Below are 22,799 nucleotides of genomic sequence, written 5' to 3' on the forward strand. Positions count from 1 at the left end.
CTGATATCGTAATTATTGACCGATGGCGCTTACTATTTTTATTTGCTTATCGTCAGGAATTTCTTGGTAAGAAATCACCCGCAAGCCTGGAATAGTATATTTAACAAATTTAGCCAGTACCGCTCGTAAAATCCCTGAGGTTAACAATATTGGCGTATCACCTGCCATTTCTTGTTGTTGAGCACCGTCAGCTAATGATTTTTGTAAGCGCTCTGCTAAACCTGGTTCAATGCCAGCACCATCGTCGCCAGCCATTTGCATAGACTGGTGCAACATCTGTTCCAACTCTGGCGCCAAAGTTATGACAGGTACTTCAGTCACAGGGCCAACCAGCTCTTGCACAATGAATTTACGTAAGGTAATACGAACAGCGGCGGTTAAAATCTCTGGGTCTTGAGACTTAGGACCATACTCAACCAAGGTTTGAATAATACTGCGCATATCACGCACCGCAACACCTTCATTCATCAGGTTTTGTAATACTTTAACTAAGGTTCCTAGTGATAAAACATCCGGGATAAAGCCTTCAATTAATTTAGGATAATTTTTACCCAGCATATCAAGAAGATTTTGTACTTCTTCATGGCCAAGTAATTGTGCAGCGTTATTAGTCAGTATTTGACTTAAGTGAGTAGCAAGAACGGTTGATGCGTCTACCACGGTATAGCCTAGCGATTGAGCATGTTCGCGCTGTGCGTGCTTTATCCATACCGCTTCTAATCCAAACGCAGGATCTGTGGTTGCTACCCCGTCAAGTTTGCCAAAAACTTGGCCAGGATTTATCGCTAATTCATGATCATGTCTAATTTCAGCCTCACCGATAGTGACGCCCATTAATGAAATTTGGTAAACATTAGGGTCTAAATCGAGATTGTCACGAATATGTACCGCCGGTACTAAAAAGCCAAATTCTTGTGAAAGCTTTTTACGAACACCTTTAATACGATTAAGTAATTCTCCACCTTGAGACTTATCTACCAGCGGTATTAAACGATAACCAATTTCTAAGCCGATAATATCAACATGGTTAACATCGTCCCAACCTAAGTCTTTTACTTCTGCTTCTTGTTGCTGTGTTTCCACCTGCGCGGCATCTGACTGATCGGCTATTTGCTTTTCTTTTGCTATTTTATATTTACCACTTAAAAAGGCGGTTGCTGCGATCATAAAAGCAAATAATAAAAAAGCAAAGTGTGGCATGCCCGGAATAACACCCATAACAAACATAACAGCGGCAGCAATATACAAGGAACGTTCTTGTCCTAATTGACTGCTAACCTGCTCGCCCATATCTTGTGAGGTGTTTTGTCGTGTAACAACAATCGCGGTACCTACTGATAACAATAAGCCGGGAATTTGTGCAACTAGGCCATCTCCAATCGTTAACAGCGTGTATATCTCAACCGCACTGTCAAAGCTTAAATCGTGTTGCACCATACCGATAACGAGTCCACCGATAATATTAATCAATAAAATTAATATGCCGGCAACTGCATCACCTTTTACAAATTTACTGGCACCGTCCATCGAGCCATAGAAATCGGCTTCACTGGTGACTTCTATGCGTCGCTCTCTTGCCTGGTCAGCGGTAATAAAGCCAGCGTTCAAATCAGCATCGATTGCCATTTGCTTACCTGGCATAGCATCAAGGGTAAAACGCGCTGTTACTTCAGCAATACGTCCAGCACCTTTAGTAACCACCACAAAGTTGATAATGATTAAGATAACAAAAACCACTAAACCAACCGCATAGTTACCGCCAATAACAACCGAGCCAAAGGCTTCAATAACTTTACCGGCGGCATCAGGTCCTTCATGACCTTCAAGCAGTACCACTCGCGTACTCGCGACATTAAGTGCTAAGCGTAAAATAGTGGCAATTAATAGCACCGCAGGAAAAGAGCCAAATTCAAGGGGTTTTAAGGTGTAAACGGTGATCAGTAATACCACCAAAGATAAGGCAATATTAAAAGAAAAAAGTATATCGAGTAAGAAGGCTGGCATAGGTAAAATAACCATACCAAGCGCCGCCATAATTAATATTGGCGTACCTAAACCAGAAAATAGGTTTATTTTATTTTTTTTGAACTCTTTAAATGAAGTAATTAACTGCATATTACTCTTATGATATTTTTTTGACGCATACCATGAAATAGCAATAAGTAGACCAAAGTCGTTAAAAAAAAGCTAAGGCGATTAACAAATAAACAAATAAACAACTAACCTACTGATTAATAGATTATTAATATTTGAACTCGTCGGGGATAGGAAGATTTTTTGCAATCGGTGTCGGCCTTTTGGCTTTACCTTTTTTATGCTCATTCAGTTGGAAAATAAAGGCTAACACTTGAGCAACCGCAGCAAAGAGCTCTTCGGGGATTTCTTGGTTAGCGTCTGCGCTATAATATAAAGATCGGGCTAATGCCGGAGAAGCAATAATTTCAACATTGTTTTCTTTAGCAATAGTGCGGATATGCATTGCCATTTCATCGATACCTTTCGCCACTAACATTGGCGCACCGCCGGCGGCGACATCATATTTCAGCGCGACCGCATAATGAGTTGGGTTAGTAATAACCACATCAGAGTCTGGTACTTCTTGCATCATTTTACGCTGCGACATTTCATATTGAGTACGACGAATACGACCTTTGATTTCAGGACTACCCTCTGAGTTTTTCATTTCGTCTTTAATTTCTTGCTTGGTCATTTTTAACTGACGGGTATGATCCCAAGTTTGATAAGGCGCATCAATCGCAGCAATAATACCCACCGATAAAGCTAATGCTAAAAACATCCACTGCAATAAAGTTACCGAGTGCTCTAAACTCAGCGGTATTAGCTCCAAACTAAGACCTAATATCTCTGGAAACAAACTACTCAATAATAGATACGCGACAATAAAAACCACAAAGAATTTCATTAACGACTTGAACAACTCGACTAAAGCTTTGATGCCAAACATTCGCTTCAACCCCGCTAAAGGTGAAAGCTTACTGGCTTTTGGCGCCATAGCTTCGGTAGAGAAACTCATGCCGCCCAGCATAGTATTACCAATAAAAGCGGCCAGCATAATGATAGAAAAAAGCCACAACATCGGGGTGACTAATGAGCCTACCGAGCCCCGAAGCACATTGTATAAAGCATGAATATCCATAACTTCTTCACGGCTCAAACTAAATGACCGTTTCATAATGCCGGCTAAACTTTCAGTTAACATACCGCCGACCAGCATAATACCAACAGCACTGCCGACTAAGACAAACATAGTACCTAAATCTTTTGAACGAGCTATCTGACCTTTTTTTCTGGCGTCAGCAAGTTTTTTAGCCGTCGGTTCTTCTGTTTTTTCACCGCTACCTGCATCAGCCATTAGTTTGCCTTACAATTAATGAGGTAACAGCTAAAGTCGAGTGCTCGTTGCCATTGCAATTCGTAATGGGTAAAAAAGTTACCCATAGTTAGCCACATAATTAACAAACCGGCACACATAGTTACCGGAAAACCTATCGCAAAAATATTTAATTGTGGTGCTGCTCGCGTCATAACCCCAAAAGAAAAGTTAATCAGTAACATAGCCGTAAGTGGTGCTAATGCTAACGATAGCGCCGTGGCAAACATCCACTCGCCCCACTCAACCACCTCTTTAAATTTATCGGCAGTAAACTTGTACTCCCCAATCGGCAAGGTTTCAAAACTGGCAACAATAAATTGTATATAGGCTAAATGTCCATCCATCGCCCAAAACATCAGCGTTGATAAAATCAAGAAAAATTGGCCAACCGCAGGAACATTCATACCACTGACCGGGTCAACAAGTGAAGCAAAACCTAAACCGGTTTGCATCGCGATAATTTGACCCGCTAAGGTAAAGGTATTGAGTACCATAACGGTGACTAGGCCAAGCGCAACACCAATAACCATTTGTTCAAACATCAGTAGCGCAGTTTCAAAAGAGATCAGGCTACCGACTTGTGTTGGAGGGATTGCCGGCATAACCGCAACAGTTAACGTAAGACAGAGAAAAACTTTTACTTTGCCTGGAATGATTTTAGAACCAAAACCAATCATTGCCATAATAAGCGCAGATATGCGCGCGAAAGGTAAAATAAAGTCAGCAATATATTGCATCACAACTGACTCGGTGAACTCCACTAGCTCACCACACTGGGAATACTTGCAATCAGTCGGATAGTGAAATCCATCAATTTTTGTACTAACCAATGCCCCCCGAAAATAAGGGCTAAAAGTGTTACAATTAGACGAGGTAAAAAGCTTAATGTTTGTTCATTTATCGATGTTGCCGCTTGGAAAACAGCCACGATTAAGCCAACACACAAACCCGGAATAATAATCGCAGACACCAAAACAATCACTAAAAATAGTGCATCACTGAGTATGTCGACAAAGACTTCTGGATTCATCAGCCACTCCCCATGCCATAACTGGTGGCAATTGTGCCTATCACCAAGTTCCAGCCATCTACCAACACAAAGAGCATCAGCTTAAAAGGTAAAGAAACAATCATCGGCGATAGCATCATCATACCCATTGCCATTAAAATACTAGCTACCACTAAATCAATAATCAAAAAAGGAATAAAGAGCATAAAGCCGATTTGAAAAGCGGTTTTTAGCTCACTAATAATAAAGGCAGGGATAATCACTGTCATGGGTAAATCGGTCGGTTGATCAACCTCAACAATACCGGCCATATTGGCTAACGTTTGCAAATCTTTAATTCTGGTTTGTTCAAGCATAAACGCTCTTAACGGAATTTTTGCACTGTCTATTGCTTGTATAGAGGTCATTTGATCGGCTAAATAAGGCTCTATCGCTCGTTGATTTATTTCATTATAGACAGGTGTCATGATAAACATGGTCATAAAGAGAGTTAAGCCAATAACAACCTGATTTGATGGCGTTTGTTGCAAGCCTATCGCTTGTCTTAAAATAGCCATAATCACGACAATACGGGTAAAAGATGTCATCATAATAATCGCCGCCGGAATAAATCCCAAGGCCGTCATAAACATCAAAATTTGTAAGGTGACCGTATATTCTTGTGAGCCGTCGGGGTTCGTTGTTAACTTCAATGCCGACATACCTAAATCATCAGCAGCGAAGACGGTTTGGCTGGCAAAAAAAGCAATGAGGAGAAAGAATAAAAATACAAAGCCTTTAACAGAAAATAAACTGCTCAGTAAATTTTCTAGGACATTTCTTTTTGCCATGGCGTTAGCAGGACAGAGTGTCGCTTTTGCACCATCAGTTATTATCGGATCTGTCATGAGTATTTTTCACTATTGGCTTTATTAGCAGAATTACGGCTAAAGCGTGCTAATGTTTGGCTAAGTTCTATCGGCACACCACCTTTAACTTCAATAGGTTCGGCTAGCGTATCAAGTATATTAATTTGTTGACCGGTAACGCCGAGCAGTAATTGCTTTTTACCCACTTGCACCACCACTAATCGTTCTTTAGAGCCTAAATTTAAACTCGTTACCACTTTCAGGCCATTAACTGCGGTGCCTCCTACTTGAAGCTTTTTTAATAGCCAAGCAACAACAACAATAGCAACTAATACTGCCAGTAATGAAAGTATCATACTACCGGCATCAATATTACCCATAACATGTCGGCCTACTTCAACAGTCGCCGGTACTGTTTGCGCTATAACGGTGGCGTCGTTTTTTTCAACAACGGTTGTTGCGACTATACTCTCTTGAGCATGACTAAAAAAAGTCAGTAAGCTTAACAAGCTAAAAAGTAAAAAACGCATCAGTATTATTTCAACTTTTTAATGCGTTCAATTTGGCTAATAACATCGGTTAATCGAATACCAAATTTATCGTTGACCACAACAACTTCACCGTGGGCGATTAACGTACCATTGACTAACACATCAAGAGATTCACCCGCGACTCGGTCAAGTTCAACAACAGAGCCCTGGTTTAGCTGCAATAAATTACGAATACTAATATGACTACGTCCAACTTCCATTGAAATAGTCACGGGAATATCTAAAATTGCATCAAGTTTACGTTTTTCATCACCCGTTATCGGTGCATCTTCTTCAAGCTCTTCTAACTCAACAGTTTCGGCTTTTGCTGCAGCTTCGGCTTGTTCATCCATAGCCTCATCCCACATGCCTAAATCATCGTCTTTATCACTCATGCCATTGGCCTCAAATTTATTTTATTGTTTACTGCTGCTTTAATAAAAATATTAATAATCAAAATCGTCTTCTAAAAGGTGTAGCTCAGCATCGCTATCTAAGCGTTTACCCCCTTTAGTTAATATGGTTAATTCGTTTTTCACTGATTCAGGACGTTTAATTTTTTCAGATATTTTAATCGCAACATTGTCACGACTACGACCTAATTTCGCTCTAAATGACGGTAAACCTTCAATTAACACCGTAATATGTTCTGGCATTTCAATAGGAATAATATCACCTTTCTCTAAATCCATAATCTTTTGTAACGGTAGATCTACGGAGATAAATTTTGTCGTTAATTCAACGGGGACGTCCATTATTTCATCACGAAGCGCTTTCGACCAACGCATGTCGGTGTCTTCTTTGTCACTTTGTACGCCGGCATCCAGTAGCTCACGAATAGGTTCGAGCATTGAATAAGGTAAAGCAATGTGAAAATCACCACCACCACCATCAAGTTCAATATGAAAAGAACTGATCACCACCACTTCGGTCGGGCTGACAATATTCGCCATTGACGGGTTAACTTCAGAATCTAAATACTCAAAAGAGACATCCATCACCGGAGACCAAGCTTCTTTGTAATCTTCAAAAATGAGTTTTAACAACATTTGAATAATACGACGTTCCGTTGGCGTAAATTCACGACCTTCAATCTTTGCGTGATAACGCCCATCGCCACCAAAAAAATTGTCGACTAATATAAAAACCAGTCGTGCTTCCATGGTAATCAGTGCGGTACCCTTTAACGGGCGAAAACGTACCATATTTAAACTTGTTGGCACGAATAAGGTATGAACATATTCGCCAAACTTGATCATCTGAATACCATTAATTGATACTTCAGCAGTACGGCGCATCATATTAAATAAACTGATACGCATATGGCGCGCAAAACGTTCGTTAACCATTTCCAGCGTTGGCATTCGGCCACGAACAATGCGATCTTGTGATGAAAAGTCATAGTCAGACGTGCTGCCGGCTTCGCGGGCAAAGTCTTCAACTAGCTCCTCTTCTTCAACGTCATCAACACCATGTAATAGCGCATCGATTTCGTCTTGAGATAATAAATCACTCACTGGATAGTCTCTTTAATTAAATGCATGGTGTTATCGCATAGTCTTATTGCATTACAAAACCGGTAAATAATACTTGTTCAACCACATTATTACCTTCAACTTCTTTCATAATTTTATGAACTTCGACTAAAGATTTCTGTTTTAATGACGTTTTTCCGGCACTGGTTGCTAAATCATCAGCATTTGATTGAGAAAATGTCGCCAATAAAGTACTTTCAATTAATGGTACATGCTTTTTCGCTGCTTCTTCATTATCAGAACCACGTACTAATAACTGCACTCTGATTTCAACAAATCTGTCGCGGGCAGCACCAGGAACATTAAAACGAAAAGGTCTTGGCATAGGAACATAAAGTGCTGAACCTGTGCTTGCCGTAGTACTTTCAGCGGCTTCACCGTCAACTGCTGTATCGCCATCAAGCTCTGCATCAAGTTGTTCTTGAGAAACCTCATCTCCACCCAGAAAAAAATAGGCTGCTCCACCACCAATAGCCAATATCACAACCGCAGCAATGATAATAATCATCTTTTTGCTTTTGCCTTTATTGTCTAATTCTAACTCTTTCCCTTCGCCTTTATCATCAGCCATCATCGAGCCTTTATTATCTATTTAAATGTTAAAATTACTTTCAGTCAACTATATCGTTGAATGGTCAGCGAGCCAATGAGTTTTGTCATTTATGCGTAGTAATCTATGCCAGTTGACGAACCTTTAACCAAATTATGTGTTTGCGTATCACTTAATTTTGAAAATTCATTGTCATTACCGTCACCCTCACCGCCTTGACGACCTTCACCAAGTTCTTCTTCATTATTTTGTTTACTTTGCTGTTCGACATTGGCATCACCAACATCAACGCCACTTTCAGCAAGCATCTCTTTTAATCGACCTAAATTTTGATCGAGCGCTTCTTTAGCCTGCTGATTTTGAACCGTAAAATTAACAACCGCTTGCTCATTTTGCAGATTTATTTTTACGTTAACATTACCTAGTTCTTGAGGGTCGAGACGAATTTCAACTTGCTGAAGCTTTTGATTCATCATCACCATGACTTTATCTTTCAACGCGCCAGTAAAATCTTTCCGGTATACCGATAAAGCTTCATTTTGTAAGGCTGTCACTTGCTTGGCGTTCGTTGCCGATTGAGCAGTAGATTGCAGGTGATCACCGCTTAACTTAGTCATCATCTCTTCCGCAGAGGCAGTCGATTTGGTCACTTCATTATTGACTCGAAGCATATCTCTATTAAGAGTATTCTCGATACTTGTGCTTACTTGTTTCTTATCAAACATTTCGTTAAGAGGTTTTTCTTTAACTTGCGGGTCATTGTTAGCCAATTTATCAACCTGAGATAAACTTTGTCCCTGCTTTTGGCTTTGTTGCTCTGCCGATTGATCTTTAGATTGCTCTTTAAATGGTTCACCGGCATTTGAATTTTGTGCTTCAAGGGTTTTCTGGTTTATCTGATTAACCACGCGACTATTATTAGGGTTATTTTCTAGGGCTTGTTTTTCACCCAAGACACCCACTCTTGAAAAAGCGACGTTATCGGTATTTACCTTGTCAGCATCAGTAGCCGTGGCAATTTCACTAGCCAAACTTTCGGTATTAAGTGTTGCAGGTATTACTGCCCCAGTTATATCTTTATCAACCGAGGCTTTACTATTGCTGAGACTTTGAGTACTTTTTTCAGGGGTTATAGCTTGGTCCTGATTGCCGATAAGCGCCGTTTTAATTTGTGCGAGTTCAGTTTCAGTGGGCGCCTTGTCCATATCCGCTAATAACGCTTCAAGATCACCCGCTGGCATTGCCTGCTTAAGGGCATTATTGATTTTATCGACACTAAGCGCTGCTTTTACCAAAGTTTCGCTTTGACTGGAGACTGTTTGAGTTAATAGCGGGCTATTGTTATTGGCAGTTTTTAACGAGGGATCTTGTCCTTCACTGCTTGGTTTCTTCTCCAATAATGCAGATAAGGCTAATTCACCTGCCCCCTGCACAACTTTATCAGCCGCTACCTTGGGTTCGCCAGCTAGCTCAACTTTTTTCAATAACGTTTCATTGTTGGCGACCAGTGGAACTTTTAATGACTTAGCTAACGCGGGCTCAGCGCTAACTCTTGCTGAATTATCGTCAGTTGTCGTTATTTGCTCTTTGGTATTGCCACCAAGCACTTGCTTTAGCATGGCTTCTAATTGTGTTTTTTCTTGTTGGCTATTGCCTGCCGCAACTATTGACGATTTGTCATTAAGTTGTGAGGGTATCGCGCGGTCACTTTTTACATCATCATTTAATATCTGCTGAGAAGCAGATAACAACGACATAAATTGCTCGGTGCTTTTATCTATAGGCTCAGCAGGTGCCGTGTCGTTATCAAGATTAATGAAGCCGGTAATTTTCTGTTCAAGCATTTCTTGTAGGTTTTTTTCTACCCGAGCATTTTTTTCACTCGTCGCTTTATCATCACTAAGCAAGGTGTCTGAAGCGTCACTTTGGTGAGTTTCTGTATTAGCGTCGTTATCAGAAACTGTACCGAGTTCCTTTTCTTTTGATTGAACGTCCGTTGTTGAAGATTTGTCTTGAGGTGCTTTGTGTTCAGCATTAATCTCGCTAGCAAGTTTCGTGTTATTGCCACTTGTCTGTTGCTTTTTGCCGCTTTGTTGACTTTGATAATGCTGGTCAACCATTTGCGCAAAATCTTTATTTGAATTTTTTGATGAGCTTATAGCTCCTGACTGAACAGGGCTAAAGTCCTTACTTGGCGAGATATCTATGGCTAATGGAGTAACTTGCGGCATAGTAAACCTTTTCATTTCAACGGTAAATTTGAGCTATCTTTACAATGATGACAACGTCATTTATAGCTTATATTTTTTCTATCAGTTAAATAAGCAAGTATTGTTCCAATTAAAAAATTACAATTTAACCCGCTTTAACCAAGCATTTTTCGACGGACAAATTGTTGCGTGGCAATTTCATCGAACATTTTTTGTTCTTGCTTGTTAGCGATAATAGTCAGCGCTTGTGTTTTTTTATCGAGTAGTAATTCTACCGCTTGAATTTTCTGTCGCTGAGCAAGCCACAGTTGTTTGCTCTTTTCCACCATCGCCTTACTTTGCATAATCGCAATATCAACTTGCCCGGCAGCATTGTCGAGCTTGGCAATAAAAGCATGAAAATGACTAAACGTTGCGCTGTCAATACCGACCATAGAGCGAGCATTCAAACGTTTCATATATTCAAGACGATAATCACTGACACTTTTTAAACGTTCAATATTTTGTTGATATTCAAACTCAGCAGTTTGCAGTGCTTGCGCTGCTTTTTTCTCTTTGTCTTGTTCATAACGATGTAAGGTGTTTAGTTGCTTTAATGGCATAAGTTCCCCCTGGACAAGGCTAAACAGTCGATGAATTTTTCGAAAATATCATTAATGTTATTATGTTTAGACATTTTGCTGACCTTGTTTTGCTTGCGCGTGTGCTTGCGCTGCAGAAAGTATTTCTTGGAGTTGCGTTAAGCTTTGATCATAAGGAATAATTTCCAGCATTTTTTGTTGTAGGAAAAACTTGATCACCGGCATTAAATCAATGGACTGATCAATGCGAGGGTCATTACCACGGCTATAAGCGCCAATAGCAATCAAATCTTTATTTTGCTGGTAGAGTGAATAGACTTGTTTTAATTGCCGAGCAAGTTGTTGATGTTCATCACTGGTTACCATCGGCATAACGCGACTGATAGAGCCTTCAATATCAACTGCTGGGTAATGCCCAGAATCGGCTAAGGCACGAGATAAAACAATATGACCATCTAAAATAGCTCGCGCTGCGTCAGCAATCGGATCTTGTAAATCATCACCTTCGGTTAATACCGTGAAAAATGCGGTAATCGATCCCTGTTCATCGCCACCATTACCGGCTCGTTCAACAAGTTGTGGTAGCTTTGAAAAGACTGAAGGCGGATAACCTTTGGTTGCCGGTGGTTCACCGACAGCCAGTGCTATTTCTCGTTGCGCTTGGGCATAACGCGTTAGTGAGTCAACCAGTAGCAAGACATTCATACCTTGATCACGAAAATACTCCGCAATTTGTACGGCAGTTTCACAGCCTTTTAAACGCATTAATGGCGAATTATCGGCAGGCGCCGCAACAACAACTGAACGTGCTCGCCCTTCTTCGCCTAAAATTTCTTCAATAAATTCTTTAACTTCTCGACCACGTTCGCCAATAAGTCCCACCACGATGACATCGGCCGTTGTGCCACGTGTCATCATACCTAACAAGACACTTTTACCGACACCTGAGCCGGCAAATAAGCCCATACGCTGGCCAATACCAACCGTTAAAAAACTATTAATAGCGCGCACACCTACATCAAGGGGTTCAGTGATACCACGCCTTGATAACGGGTTAATCGGCTTATTATTTATTTGATAGTTGCCTGAGTTCTTGATTGGCCCTTTGCCGTCGAGTGGTTTACCAACACCGTCAACAACTCGGCCGAGTAAATCCATTGAAAAGGGTAAGCGGGCTTTAGTGGTTAGTGGCACAACGCGTGCACCGGGTAAAACACCTTGTAAGCTTTGCTCTGGCATTAGAAAGGTTATCTCTTTAGAAAAACCAACAATTTCAGCGATTAAATCGCCTTGCGCAGTTTCAACTAAACATTGACTACCAACCGCGGCTTTTACGCCAACAGCTTCAAGCGTTAACCCAACGACTCGAACTAAACGCCCAGCAACAGAAACTTTATGCGGGTGCACAAACTCTTGGCAGTTTTTTAGTCTTTCATTAAGGCGAGAAGTATCAACCATAGCGGTATTTTGACTCTTTTATACAAGAAATTACTGATGTAGAGCATCTTGCAAAAACGAGTCCAATACTTCTTTTATTCGAGATTTAACACTTAAGTCGACATTAGAGGTGCTATTTTCAATTTGACAGCTACCCGGAACTAATTGCGGAGCAGCCAGTAAACGCCAACCTTGTTCTTGCACATGCTTAGCGCCAAATTGCTTTTCAACGCGTTTGATGTCGTTGGGGTGTAATAAAATTTGTGTTTGCGCTTCTTGGCTAGGTAAAGCTTTTATACCCGCAGAAATCGCCGCAATAATAATATCAGGGTTAGTTTTAGCTTCTTCTAAGGTAATAGCTTCGGTGAGTTGTACAACGAGATGAAGTAACTGTTGTTCGACATTTTTTTCGACGTCGAGTAATGGCTGATGAAGCTGTTTAGTAAGCGACGCCCATGCAGCAGATTGTTCATCGATACTTTCTTTTGCTGCTGCTAAGCCGGTTTCAAGACCTTCTTGATGCCCAAGTACCACACCCTCTTCATGACCAGAGACTTTGCCTTCTTCATAACCTTTAGCAAAACCTTCTTCTTTGCCTTGATTAAGGCCTTCGTCAAATGCGGCTTGACGAATGTTTTCAATATCTTCCGCGGTTAATGGCGCGATCTCTTCTTCGACAAAATCTTCCGGGGGCTCAAAACGCCAAGCGGCTTTCTTACCCATGGCATTGGTTGTTTCATCTTTAATTTTATTTTCAGATTCAACGGTCGGTAATGACCAAACATCGGTTTCTTGTTCGGTATTATGTTTAATAACTTCAGCATTGGTTTTATTTAATATTTTCATAATATTTTATAACAGTATCGTTTTGACTGACCTAAAAAGATGAGGTTTATAAGAACTCATCACCACCGCCAGCACCACCAAGCATAATTTCTCCGGCGTCAGATAAACGTCGAGCAACCGATAATATTTCTTTTTGTGCTGCTTCAACTTCACTAATGCGTACCGGCCCCATAGCTTCAAGGTCATCCGCCAACATTTCAGCGGCACGTTTGGACATATTAGCCATAATTTTTTCTTTCAGCACATCATCTGCGCCTTTAATTGCTTTCATCAGCGCATCTTGTTGTACTTCACGTAATATCGCTTGAATACCACGGTCGTCTACATCGGCAAGGTTTTCAAAGACAAACATCAAGTCTTGAATTTGTTGACTCATTTCTTCGTCATGTTCACGAATTGAATCCATCAGCATACCTTCAACGTTAGTATCCAAATAGTTCATAATGTCGGCTGCTGCTTTTAAACCGCCCATTTTAGCGGCTTGTGCGCCTGCTTGACCAGCAAACTGTTTTTCCATAATTTCATTAAGCTCTTGCAATGCTGCCGGTTGAACTTCTTCAAGGTTGGCAATACGCATCATTAAATCTAAACGCACTTTTTCGGCAAACTGACTCATAATTTCAGCCGATTGATCTGGGTCTAAATAGGAAAGTACAATCGTTTGAATTTGAGGATGCTCATTACGAATAATGTTGGCTACTTGTTTCGAGTCCATCCATTTCAATGAATCTAAACCTTTTGCGCCGCCGCCCATGACAATTTGGTCAATTAAATTGCCGGCTTTATCTTCACCTAAGGCTGCAGTTAATGCCTTACGAACGAATTCTTCACTTTGGAAGCCAATGGTACTGAAATTTTGTATTTCATGGATAAAAAGCTTATGAACAGCGGTAATTTTTTCTTGGGTGAAATCTTCCATCGCAGCCATAACCATGCCCACTTGTTGAACTTGCTTAGGCTCTAAGTGTTTTAAAATTTGCGCGGCATCTTCTTCAGATAAACTTAGCAATAATATCGCAGCTTTTTCTGCACCATCAAGTTTGTCAACGTCAAAACCCTTTGGTGCAGGGGCTAACTCTTGCATTTCATCACTCATCTTCGTTCAACCAACTTTTAACCACTTGAGAGGAAAGTTCAGGCTCATTAGCAACAAGCGCTCGAACAGCTTTTAGTATATCTTCATCGCGATGTAAATCAGGTAATTGTAAACTGCCGTCAGGCGCAAAACCTACCGCCGCCGCGTCAAAGTCTGATGTTAGCATATCCATGGTTTCATCACCCAAATCAATGTGGCTATCAAGTGATTTATCACCGTAGTCATCAGGTGTTTGATCAGGGTTAATAAGACGTTTGAGCATAGGTTTAACAACGGCAAGTATCAAGACAATAATAACCAATGCGCCCATGCCTAATTTGAAAAACTTTAATATATTGTCGTTTTCATAAAAAGGAATTTTAGGAGCATCCTCAATAATTTGACGAGAGAATGGCAAGGTAACGACTTCTAATACATCACCACGTTGTAAGTTAAAGCCAATGCTACCTTGTAATAAGCGGCGAATGTTAGACATTTCTTCAACGGTTCTTGGCGCTGGTGTTGTCGCACCTTCTGCGTTGGGTACGGACAAATAATCAAGTGCCACAGAAACGCTTACTCGACGAACGACACCGGCTTGCTGCTTGGTATGGCTTATGGCTTCGTCTAATTCATAGTTTTTCGTTGATTCAAGATGTTTACGACCTGGCATTGATCTTTGTTGTGCACCACCATTAGCATTCTCTGGAATATTTGAATCTAGCGGTGGCTGATTGCTTAACGCGCCGGGAATACCACCAAGTAAACCACCAATAGTGTTGTCTTCAACTTTCATTTCACTGCGCAGTGCCGGTAAATCTGAATTATAACGACGCTGCATCTCTTCACTTGAGGTGAAGTCCATAGTCACATTAACTTGTGCGGTGTAGTTTCCTAAACCAACAACAGGGATTAAGATGCTGTCTATTTTGTTTAAATATTCATTTTCTCTTTTTTTCTCCATTTCGAATTCTTTGCGTGAGCGAGAAGAAACAGAAGTTTGTGAGCCTGAATTAAGTAAACGACCATTTTGGTCTGTTACTGTTACTCGGTTAGGCTCCATGCCCTGAACGGCAGAAGCTATAATATCAACAACAGAATCAACTTCTTCTTCTGATAACATCCGCCCTTTACGCATAGTTAATACCACAGTACCTGATGCACTACGCGTACGTTTAGCAAAAATATTTTCCCGCGGTATCGCCAGTAAGACTTTCGCTCTAGAGATAGCTTGTAGTTCTTCAATGGTGCGAGCCAATTGTTGCTCACGAGAAAACTTAAGACGTTCGGTTTCAAGGCGCTGACTAACACCAAAGCCCATATCTTGCATAATAATTTCACTACCTTCTGTCGGTTCATCGGATAAACCTTCACGAGCAAGTAAAATTTTAATTTCTTGATATTGATCGCTTTCTACTGAAATAGTGTTGTTTTCTTGACGGTAGTCCACTTGGTTAGCGTCTAGAAAGTCCATTGTTTTGATTAATTGTTCGGTAGGTTGTTTGGCAAGAAATCTATATTCGGCTTGATTTGCCCACATAATAACAAAAACGGCGATAGCTAAACATATTGCCAATGCCATAATTAAAGTGACTTGGCGTAATAAATCAACATTACCCATAGCAGAAGCAAAGCCTGATCTTTGCTCATCAGCCATATTATCAGCACCATCACTTGCCATTAATCCGGTGCCGCCATCGGCAGCAACCATAGAATTATTATCAGTATCAGCCACTTACTTTCTCCACTACCACTTGATTTTATTACGAAATACTATCTATTTTATACTAAGGTTTTGTTAAACAGGCATATTCATTATTTCTTTATATGCTTCAACAAACTTATTACGTACTTGTACTGTGGCATCAAAAGCAATACCGGCTTTAGCGGAAGCAACCATGGTATCGGCAAGCGTAACGCTACGGTCGCCCATTTCAAAGGCTATTTTCTTTGCTCCAGACTCTTTTTGAATATCATTGACGTTATTTACCGCATCTTTAAGCATATCGCCGAAATTACTGGTCGACTTATTCAACGCAGGAATCGCGCTGTCTCCCATGGCAAGGTTATTGCCCATTTTTTCAAATGAAGCCCCCTGCAACGATGAGTTTCCAAGCGACATACTTTGCATTTGTGCATATAAAGAGTTGGTATCGATATTCATGAGCTACTCACTTGTGTCAATTTTTTGCTACTAAGCCTATAAATAACGGCTTAAGTAACGATATAACTAAGATATTGCAAGCATGGTGCCAGTATGAAAATTAAAGGATTGTGGAGATTGAGAGAGGTTTGACATTTAAAACGTTAGATAGCAGTAAAGCCAATATTTTTAATGAAAATATTGGCTTTATAGGAATATTACCCTTTACAGCTATTGTTAGGCTGGTATTTGAATACCCGAGTCACGCATTTTTGCTATTTTGTAGCGCAGTGTTCTTGGGCTAATGCCTAATCGTTCCGCAACATCTTTACGGCTACCTTGGCAGGCGGTGAGCGTATCAAGAATAATTTGATGCTCTTGTATTTTGAGTTCATTGCCAAGCATGTCTTCGCTATTATTTTCGAACGGCACATCGGTAATAATTTCACTGTCAAAATTTTCAATTAACAAGTCACCGGCATCAATAATATGGTTGCTATGCAAAATAATGGCGCGTTGTATAACATTGTCTAATTCACGAACATTGCCTGGCCAATCGTAGCTAGTGAGTTTATTTCTCGCTGAAGCGGTTAGTTCTGGAATAGCCATGCTATTCGCTAACGATGCTTGAGTAATTAAATGTTTGGCTAATGGCACAATATCATCTCTGCGTTTATTTAATGCTAACCAGGTTAATGGAAAAACGTTTAAACGGTAGTAGAGATCTTCACGGAAGATGCCATCTTTTACAGCAACTCTTAAGTCACGGTTGCTGGTTGCGATAACACGAACATCAAGCTTAATTGTTTTACGACCCCCTAAGCGTTCAACTTCTCGCTCTTGTAAGACCCGTAAAATTTTTGCTTGTAAGCCAAGATCCATTTCAGTGATCTCATCTAATAAAATAGTACCACCCTGCGCTTGTTCAAACTTACCTGGGCACGCTTGAATCGCTCCAGTAAATGAACCTTTTTCATAGCCAAATAAAGTCGCTTCCAGCATATTTTCTGGAATTGCAGCACAGTTGATAGCGACAAAAGGCTTGTCACTTCGGTTTGAATGGTAATGAACATATTGTGCTAAAACTTCTTTACCTGAACCACTAGGGCCAAGCACCATGACAGAAGCATCCGTGGTCGCTACTTTTTTAGCTAAGGCTAATAGTTCAATGCTTTGGGCATCGGCAACTACAGGTTCATACCGGTTAGTTACATTCAATGGTACGTATTGATTGACCATATTGAGCAACACTTCTGGCGCAAAAGGTTTTGCCATATAGTTGCAAGCACCATCGCGCATCGCTTGAACGGCGTCATGAATCGTACCGTACGCTGTCATAATAAGCACAGGTAAATTTGGCCAGTTTCTTTTAATACTATTGAGTAAGGTTAACCCTGACATACCATCCATTTGCACGTCACTAACGACAAGATCAACACTTTGTTCTTTCAACGTCAGTAACGCATCTTCACCTGATTGAGCTTCAAGACATTGATAACCTGATAACTTCAAAGTATCCATCAGGGCTTCACGTAATCCTGCATCATCTTCAACAACTAATATTTTACTTTGACTCATTAGTGTTCTCCCCGTTAATATTGTTTGTTTCTAAAATAGGTAAGTGAATACAAAAGTGCGCGCCCTCTCCGGGCTTACTCACTAAGCGCACATCGCCTTGATGAGCCTTTGCAACCGACTTTACTACCGCTAAGCCTAAGCCAGTTCCTTGTGCCCTTGATGTATAAAAAGGTTCAAAGATTTTACTGGCAAGTTCTTCGCTAATACCTTGGCCATTATCTTGTACACTAATATAAGCGTATTCATTTTGGCAGTAGGTGGTAAGGGTAATTTCTGCACCCTGCTTAACAACTTGTAAACTATTATGAATTAAGTTTTCAATGGCACCACTTAACGCGCGTTTATTACCTAAGATTTGGCAATCGTCATCACAAAGCCTAATGTTTACTTTCGCTTTGGCCTGTGCAATTAATGCTTCGACGCTGTTTACTGAATGAGTGATCAATTTATTGATTGAAAGTGGTTCAACGACTTTTTGTTTACCACTTTTTGAAAACAACAGCATATCGTTTACTTGTTGTTCTAGGTCGTGCAAGCGCGCCATTAATTTGTCTTGAAAGCTACTGCGATCGTCAGGAGAAAGTTTTTTATTTTTTAAATTTGCGCCATATAACATAGCAGCAGAAAGTGGTGTGCGAATTTGATGAGCCAGCTTTGAAACCAAATCACCTAATGACGATAAACGTTGCATATGGCTAATTTTATCTTGTAATAAACGCGTTTCGGTCAAATCGGTGATCATAATTAACTGACCAGGTTGCTCACCTAAAGCGGTAATTTCTAATTTAACTCGACGACCATCTTTCAACGACACTTCATGCCAATCGTCGGCACGAGGTTTAAAAGAACGTTTGATCACATCAAGCCAAGCTTGACCAAGGATCGGTTCATCAAGTAACAAGCTAGCAATTTTATTGGTTTTAATAACAATACCGTCACCATCAAGCATTATCATCCCTGTTGGCATAACGTCAATAATTTGCTCGAGTTGATTAGACTTTCGACGCAGTAATGATAGCTCACCACGGTATGCTTCACTCTCTAATGTATCGCTATGGGCAATGGGCTGCGGAGTAAAAGCAAACTTAGCTTTATGAAACAGATTATCTTCCACACAATGAATGGGTGGAGACAATTTTGAAGATGCTGATGAATGTGAAACTGCAACGGCCATATGCTTTACTCAATTTAAAAATACCAACTGAATAAAGCATTAACTATGCCAAAGAGGTTTTGTATTAATTTACATGAAGTTACAGGTGATTTACTGAGTAAAAATCGTTGTCAAAGATTTGGCTGTTTGGTATCTCGCACGAGCCGTATATTACGGTTTAAAAGCTAACTATCCTTGTATCCGCGGATATTCTGTTTAGTATAATGACCAATACCATCAAGAATACAGCGGAGTAAACGATGGTCTTATTGAGTACTTTTTTGTAAGTTATACTTGCGCATTTTTTCAACTAATGTCGTTCTGCGCATCCCTAATAATTCTGCCGAGCGAGCCACAACCCAATCATTTTTTTCAAGGGCTTGGTTTATCATCGACACTTCAAGATCTGCCAAGTACTCTTTTAAATTCAAGCCATCGTTTGGTAAAACATCAACCACAGATGCTTCACCTGGTTGATCAGCAAAGCTACTGTTATCTTCTTCGTCATCATCATAATCAAAACCAGAAAACAGCTCATTTATCGCATCACGTTCTTGCAATTCATCAGGGTATTCAGGTTGATACTCTTCAACATCAATATGACGATATTTAGCGGGTAATTCACTAACATTAACCACTTGCTCGGCAAACATAATGATCATACGTTCAATTAAGTTTGATAATTCACGTACATTACCCGCCCAAGCATGTAATTTTAAAGATTCAATCGCTTGCTCAGTAAAACGTACACTTTGTCCTTGCTCTGCTTCAAAACGAGAAATAAGCTCTTTAATCAGAAGTGGGATATCTTCTTTTCTATCACGTAATGCCGGTGTTTCAATAGGAAAAACATTAAGACGATAGAATAAATCTTCGCGAAAGGTGCCTGCGGCGATCATATCTTCTAAGTGTTGATGGGTTGCAGCAATAATACGGACATTGGTTTTAATACTCTTTGCACCACCAACACGCTCAAACGTACGTTCTTGCAGAACACGTAATAACTTGACTTGCATGGGTTGTGGCATGTCACCGATTTCATCAAGAAATAACGTGCCGCCTTCAGCCATTTCAAAACGGCCTTTACGGGTAGAAATAGCGCCAGTAAAGGCACCTTTCTCATGACCAAATAATTCACTTTCCAATAATTCACCGGGTATAGCACCACAGTTAACCGGTACGAAAGGTCCTTTAGCGCGGTCAGATAAATTATGAATATTACGTGCAACAACTTCTTTACCCGTACCAGATTCACCTAAAACCAAGACGCTGGCTTGCGTGCTAGCGACTTGTTCAATTAAAAAACGCACTTGTAACATCGGCTCACTGGTGCCCACTAAAGAGCGGAATAACAAATTAGGTCCGGTGTGATTTCTTTTTGAGGGTAATTGGTTATGGTATTGATGGCAGTGGTGTACTTGCTCGGTAAGCTGAGCATAATTTAAAGGTACCGCTAAACTGCCTAAAACATTAACAGCGCCACTGAGTAAAGTCGCATCTAGTACATCATGGAGGATAAAAGGTGTTTCAGGGTGCTTTTTAACAAAATCGACCAGTAAATCACTGACCTTACCACACAAAATCACGGTAAGAATATTATCAGTTTCTTTGAAATACTGCTCAATATCATCTTCAGGACAAACATAAAAATGTTCACCCACAAATGATAATACGGTCGCTATTTGATCGCGTCTGGCAATGTCGTTATCAACGACAAGTACATGTTTTTGACCCTGCATATATCTAATAAAACCATATTCTTGTTGATTATAATTTTATTCTAGCGAGATATAGTAAATAAGCAACAATAAATTGACAGTGTAACGTCATAAAATTGACTTAAATAGTATGATATTTATCGTCGTTAACCGATAAAGCAAGTCCAAAAAAGTGATTCTATCTAAATGATAAATCACGCTATCTTCATATAAAGGTAAAAAGGTCTAAAGATAAATAAAAATTTGCCGATAAATTTTCTAGGATAATTTGTTTATAGCAGAGCCCAATGGTTAGCATAAATACCAATGTAACTAGTTTGTTTTTGCAACGTCAACTCACCGATAACACTAATAAGTTATCGGTAACCTTTGCTCGACTGTCATCGGGTATGCGTATTAATTCAGCAGCAGATGATGCCGCCGGTTTACAAATATCAAATAGATTAACTTCACAAGTTAATGGTCTGGCTGTAGCACAGCGCAATGCTAACGACGGTATATCAATTGCTCAAACAGCTGAGGGTGCTTTAAACGAATCGACCAATATTCTCTTTAGAATGCGTGATCTTTCACTACAAGCGAGTAATGGATCATTAACTATAGATGATAGAGAAGCCCTTAATAAAGAGTCTGAACAATTAAAGTCAGAGTTAGACAGAATCAACAGCACTACATCTTTTGGCGGTAATCAGCTTTTCGAGCAGACGGATGATGTTGCCTCAAGTACAGGCACTGAAGCTGAGCGAAATATTATGCAAATACTACAAAGTGGCGTATTAGCAGAGTCAGAAGATATTCTCCAAAGTGTATTAGGATTAACTGGTGATGGTTCCAAGATGAAAATAGATTTTGAGAATGTTGATGGTGTTAACGGTAAACTTGCTTCTGTTTCATACTTAGGAAGTACTGGTAATCCTGGTATTAATTTAGTTATGACCATTGATTTAGATGACTTTTCAACTCTTGATGCCAGTAAAACTAAACTGTTAAAATCTACATTACTGCATGAGATGACTCATGCAGTAATGGCAAATAACATGGACTTAACTTCGGTCCCAACTTGGTTTGTGGAAGGAACAGCTGAGGCGGTTAGTGGCGCTGATGATCGCGTAGCTGCTGATATTGCTAACTTTGGAGTTGCAGCATTAAAAACTGAACTCGATGGTATATTTAGTAATAACAATGCGACTTTAGTTACAGATCTTGATGTTGCTGGTGTATATTCAGGTGGTTATATCACTATGCGCTACCTAGAAGATCAGGTAGGAGAATCAGGTATAAAAAGTATTATGGCTAGCCTTTCTGCAGGTTCAACATTTGATGACTCACTCGCTGCCCAAGGAACATTTGCAAATAATGCTGCATTAAGAAATAGCTTAATGACAACAGGAACTGTTTTTGAAGACTTTATTACTTCGAATATAAATACAACTAATGCTGACAATGGCGCTTTTGGTGGCTTCGATGCTGCGGGTGGAGTAAATAGAACTGAAACTATTGTTGGTACTAATGGATCCGCAACAACCGCTAACTTTGCATCTTTCTTTGTTAATGGGGATGATGATACCGACCAAACTGATTTTGATTCTACTAATGCTAAATGGGACCCAACTACTTTTAATGAAGTCGCCTTAGCAGAATACAGCACCGCTTTTTCCTTGGGCGGCGATAAAACAAAGTTTCAAATAGGGGCCGATGCCAACCAAACTATTGACTTAAAAATCTCGGGATTTTCCACAAAAAACATGGGATTAGATGGAATAAATTTAATGGAAAACCCACAGTTAGCTATAGCTAGTATTGACGATGCTTTAGGCTACGTTGATAATCAGCGCTCAAGTTTAGGTGCTTTTATGAATAGACTAGAGCACTCCATTTCAAATCTAAGTAATATTCAAGAAAATGTCAGTGCTAGTCGTTCTCGCATACAAGACACCGATTTTGCCACAGAAACAGCGCAATTAACCTCTTTACAAATTAAGCAACAAGCAACAACCGCGTTACTTGCACAGAGCAACATAGCAGCAGAGTCTATATTAAAATTACTAGGCTAAAGTGAGTGTCAAAAATTTGCTATCTATTTATTCTTAATATATGTCCACTTTTATCAATATCATAATAAAAACCATCATTTAAATTCATATTTCACATTTATTTTCAATAACTTAATTAAGTTAACATTAATAAAAAAA

20 protein-coding genes are annotated in these 22,799 nt (G+C 40.0%); 1 reads left to right on the forward strand and 19 read right to left on the reverse strand.

Going from position 1 to position 22,799, the window contains the following annotated elements:
- Positions 1-12: 12 nt before the first annotated feature.
- From flhA to ESZ26_RS07535, 19 genes are all read right to left on the reverse strand, one after another.
- Positions 13-2,115 carry a flagellar biosynthesis protein FlhA gene (flhA, locus tag ESZ26_RS07445; RefSeq protein WP_146799115.1) on the reverse strand — a complete coding sequence of 701 codons (2,103 nt, stop codon included), beginning with the start codon at positions 2,113-2,115 and terminating at the stop codon, positions 13-15.
- Between the two features lie 127 nt (positions 2,116-2,242).
- Entirely contained in the window at positions 2,243-3,373 is a 1,131-nt protein-coding gene (gene flhB / locus ESZ26_RS07450; protein WP_146799116.1) for a flagellar biosynthesis protein FlhB, read from the reverse strand.
- Positions 3,373-4,155 (reverse strand): flagellar biosynthetic protein FliR, encoded by a 783-nt coding sequence (gene fliR / locus ESZ26_RS07455; protein ID WP_146799117.1) that lies wholly within the window; start codon positions 4,153-4,155, stop codon positions 3,373-3,375. Before fliR ends, flhB begins: the two co-directional genes overlap by 1 nt.
- The gene (gene fliQ, locus ESZ26_RS07460) at positions 4,155-4,424 is read right to left on the reverse strand and encodes a flagellar biosynthesis protein FliQ (RefSeq protein WP_070374623.1); all 270 of its coding nucleotides are present in this window, start codon (positions 4,422-4,424) and stop codon (positions 4,155-4,157) included. The genes fliR and fliQ overlap by 1 nt, the downstream gene beginning before the upstream one ends.
- Positions 4,424-5,104 (reverse strand): flagellar type III secretion system pore protein FliP, encoded by a 681-nt coding sequence (fliP, locus tag ESZ26_RS07465; protein ID WP_223271601.1) that lies wholly within the window; start codon positions 5,102-5,104, stop codon positions 4,424-4,426. The genes fliQ and fliP overlap by 1 nt, the downstream gene beginning before the upstream one ends.
- A gap of 182 nt (positions 5,105-5,286) precedes the next feature.
- Positions 5,287-5,781 carry a flagellar biosynthetic protein FliO gene (gene fliO / locus ESZ26_RS07470; RefSeq protein WP_146799118.1) on the reverse strand — a complete coding sequence of 165 codons (495 nt, stop codon included), beginning with the start codon at positions 5,779-5,781 and terminating at the stop codon, positions 5,287-5,289.
- Between the two features lie 5 nt (positions 5,782-5,786).
- On the reverse strand, positions 5,787-6,176 hold the full coding sequence (gene fliN, locus ESZ26_RS07475) for a flagellar motor switch protein FliN (RefSeq protein ID WP_070374625.1): 390 nt from the start codon (positions 6,174-6,176) through the stop codon (positions 5,787-5,789).
- A gap of 51 nt (positions 6,177-6,227) precedes the next feature.
- Positions 6,228-7,298 (reverse strand): flagellar motor switch protein FliM, encoded by a 1,071-nt coding sequence (gene fliM, locus ESZ26_RS07480; protein WP_146799119.1) that lies wholly within the window; start codon positions 7,296-7,298, stop codon positions 6,228-6,230.
- 43 nt (positions 7,299-7,341) lie between these two features.
- Complete coding sequence (fliL, locus tag ESZ26_RS07485; RefSeq protein ID WP_146799120.1) at positions 7,342-7,887, reverse strand: flagellar basal body-associated protein FliL; 546 nt, start codon at positions 7,885-7,887, stop codon at positions 7,342-7,344.
- Positions 7,888-7,976: 89 nt separating this feature from the next.
- Positions 7,977-10,097: a flagellar hook-length control protein FliK gene (locus ESZ26_RS07490; protein ID WP_170246332.1), complete on the reverse strand. Its 2,121-nt coding sequence runs from the start codon at positions 10,095-10,097 to the stop codon at positions 7,977-7,979.
- Positions 10,098-10,231: 134 nt separating this feature from the next.
- On the reverse strand, positions 10,232-10,678 hold the full coding sequence (gene fliJ, locus ESZ26_RS07495; RefSeq protein WP_146799122.1) for a flagellar export protein FliJ: 447 nt from the start codon (positions 10,676-10,678) through the stop codon (positions 10,232-10,234).
- A gap of 66 nt (positions 10,679-10,744) precedes the next feature.
- Positions 10,745-12,115 (reverse strand): flagellar protein export ATPase FliI, encoded by a 1,371-nt coding sequence (gene fliI, locus ESZ26_RS07500; protein ID WP_146799123.1) that lies wholly within the window; start codon positions 12,113-12,115, stop codon positions 10,745-10,747.
- Between the two features lie 30 nt (positions 12,116-12,145).
- On the reverse strand, positions 12,146-12,940 hold the full coding sequence (fliH, locus tag ESZ26_RS07505) for a flagellar assembly protein FliH (RefSeq protein WP_146799124.1): 795 nt from the start codon (positions 12,938-12,940) through the stop codon (positions 12,146-12,148).
- A gap of 46 nt (positions 12,941-12,986) precedes the next feature.
- Positions 12,987-14,036: a flagellar motor switch protein FliG gene (gene fliG, locus ESZ26_RS07510; RefSeq protein ID WP_070374632.1), complete on the reverse strand. Its 1,050-nt coding sequence runs from the start codon at positions 14,034-14,036 to the stop codon at positions 12,987-12,989.
- Entirely contained in the window at positions 14,029-15,750 is a 1,722-nt protein-coding gene (gene fliF / locus ESZ26_RS07515; RefSeq protein ID WP_146799125.1) for a flagellar basal-body MS-ring/collar protein FliF, read from the reverse strand. The genes fliG and fliF overlap by 8 nt, the downstream gene beginning before the upstream one ends.
- A gap of 63 nt (positions 15,751-15,813) precedes the next feature.
- Positions 15,814-16,179 carry a flagellar hook-basal body complex protein FliE gene (gene fliE, locus ESZ26_RS07520; protein WP_146799126.1) on the reverse strand — a complete coding sequence of 122 codons (366 nt, stop codon included), beginning with the start codon at positions 16,177-16,179 and terminating at the stop codon, positions 15,814-15,816.
- Positions 16,180-16,395: 216 nt separating this feature from the next.
- Positions 16,396-17,736, reverse strand: a complete 1,341-nt coding sequence (locus ESZ26_RS07525; protein WP_146799127.1) for a sigma-54-dependent transcriptional regulator — start codon at positions 17,734-17,736, stop codon at positions 16,396-16,398.
- Entirely contained in the window at positions 17,723-18,910 is a 1,188-nt protein-coding gene (locus ESZ26_RS07530; protein ID WP_146799128.1) for a sensor histidine kinase, read from the reverse strand. Before ESZ26_RS07530 ends, ESZ26_RS07525 begins: the two co-directional genes overlap by 14 nt.
- Positions 18,911-19,155: 245 nt before the next feature.
- Positions 19,156-20,628 (reverse strand): sigma-54 dependent transcriptional regulator, encoded by a 1,473-nt coding sequence (locus ESZ26_RS07535; protein ID WP_146799129.1) that lies wholly within the window; start codon positions 20,626-20,628, stop codon positions 19,156-19,158.
- Positions 20,629-20,894: 266 nt separating this feature from the next.
- On the opposite strand from ESZ26_RS07535, the gene ESZ26_RS07540 reads away from it, so the two are divergent.
- Positions 20,895-22,661 (forward strand): flagellinolysin, encoded by a 1,767-nt coding sequence (locus ESZ26_RS07540; RefSeq protein ID WP_146799130.1) that lies wholly within the window; start codon positions 20,895-20,897, stop codon positions 22,659-22,661.
- The last annotated feature ends 138 nt before the right edge of the window (positions 22,662-22,799 follow it).

This window comes from Colwellia hornerae (genome assembly GCF_007954355.1).
GTDB lineage: Bacteria > Pseudomonadota > Gammaproteobacteria > Enterobacterales > Alteromonadaceae > Colwellia_A > Colwellia_A hornerae.

Coding starts and splice junctions, on each gene's coding strand:
- fliN (WP_070374625.1), bottom strand. CDS start 6,176: ATGAGTGATAAAGACGATGATTTAGGCATGTGGGATGAGGCTATGGAT.
- fliH (WP_146799124.1), bottom strand. CDS start 12,940: ATGAAAATATTAAATAAAACCAATGCTGAAGTTATTAAACATAATACC.
- fliG (WP_070374632.1), bottom strand. CDS start 14,036: ATGAGTGATGAAATGCAAGAGTTAGCCCCTGCACCAAAGGGTTTTGAC.
- ESZ26_RS07535 (WP_146799129.1), bottom strand. CDS start 20,628: ATGCAGGGTCAAAAACATGTACTTGTCGTTGATAACGACATTGCCAGA.
- flhB (WP_146799116.1), bottom strand. CDS start 3,373: ATGGCTGATGCAGGTAGCGGTGAAAAAACAGAAGAACCGACGGCTAAA.
- fliJ (WP_146799122.1), bottom strand. CDS start 10,678: ATGCCATTAAAGCAACTAAACACCTTACATCGTTATGAACAAGACAAA.
- ESZ26_RS07525 (WP_146799127.1), bottom strand. CDS start 17,736: ATGAGTCAAAGTAAAATATTAGTTGTTGAAGATGATGCAGGATTACGT.
- fliI (WP_146799123.1), bottom strand. CDS start 12,115: ATGGTTGATACTTCTCGCCTTAATGAAAGACTAAAAAACTGCCAAGAG.
- ESZ26_RS07490 (WP_170246332.1), bottom strand. CDS start 10,097: ATGCCGCAAGTTACTCCATTAGCCATAGATATCTCGCCAAGTAAGGAC.
- fliE (WP_146799126.1), bottom strand. CDS start 16,179: ATGAATATCGATACCAACTCTTTATATGCACAAATGCAAAGTATGTCG.
- fliP (WP_223271601.1), bottom strand. CDS start 5,104: ATGTCGGCATTGAAGTTAACAACGAACCCCGACGGCTCACAAGAATAT.
- fliL (WP_146799120.1), bottom strand. CDS start 7,887: ATGGCTGATGATAAAGGCGAAGGGAAAGAGTTAGAATTAGACAATAAA.
- fliO (WP_146799118.1), bottom strand. CDS start 5,781: ATGCGTTTTTTACTTTTTAGCTTGTTAAGCTTACTGACTTTTTTTAGT.
- ESZ26_RS07540 (WP_146799130.1), top strand. CDS start 20,895: ATGGTTAGCATAAATACCAATGTAACTAGTTTGTTTTTGCAACGTCAA.
- ESZ26_RS07530 (WP_146799128.1), bottom strand. CDS start 18,910: ATGGCCGTTGCAGTTTCACATTCATCAGCATCTTCAAAATTGTCTCCA.
- flhA (WP_146799115.1), bottom strand. CDS start 2,115: ATGCAGTTAATTACTTCATTTAAAGAGTTCAAAAAAAATAAAATAAAC.
- fliQ (WP_070374623.1), bottom strand. CDS start 4,424: ATGAATCCAGAAGTCTTTGTCGACATACTCAGTGATGCACTATTTTTA.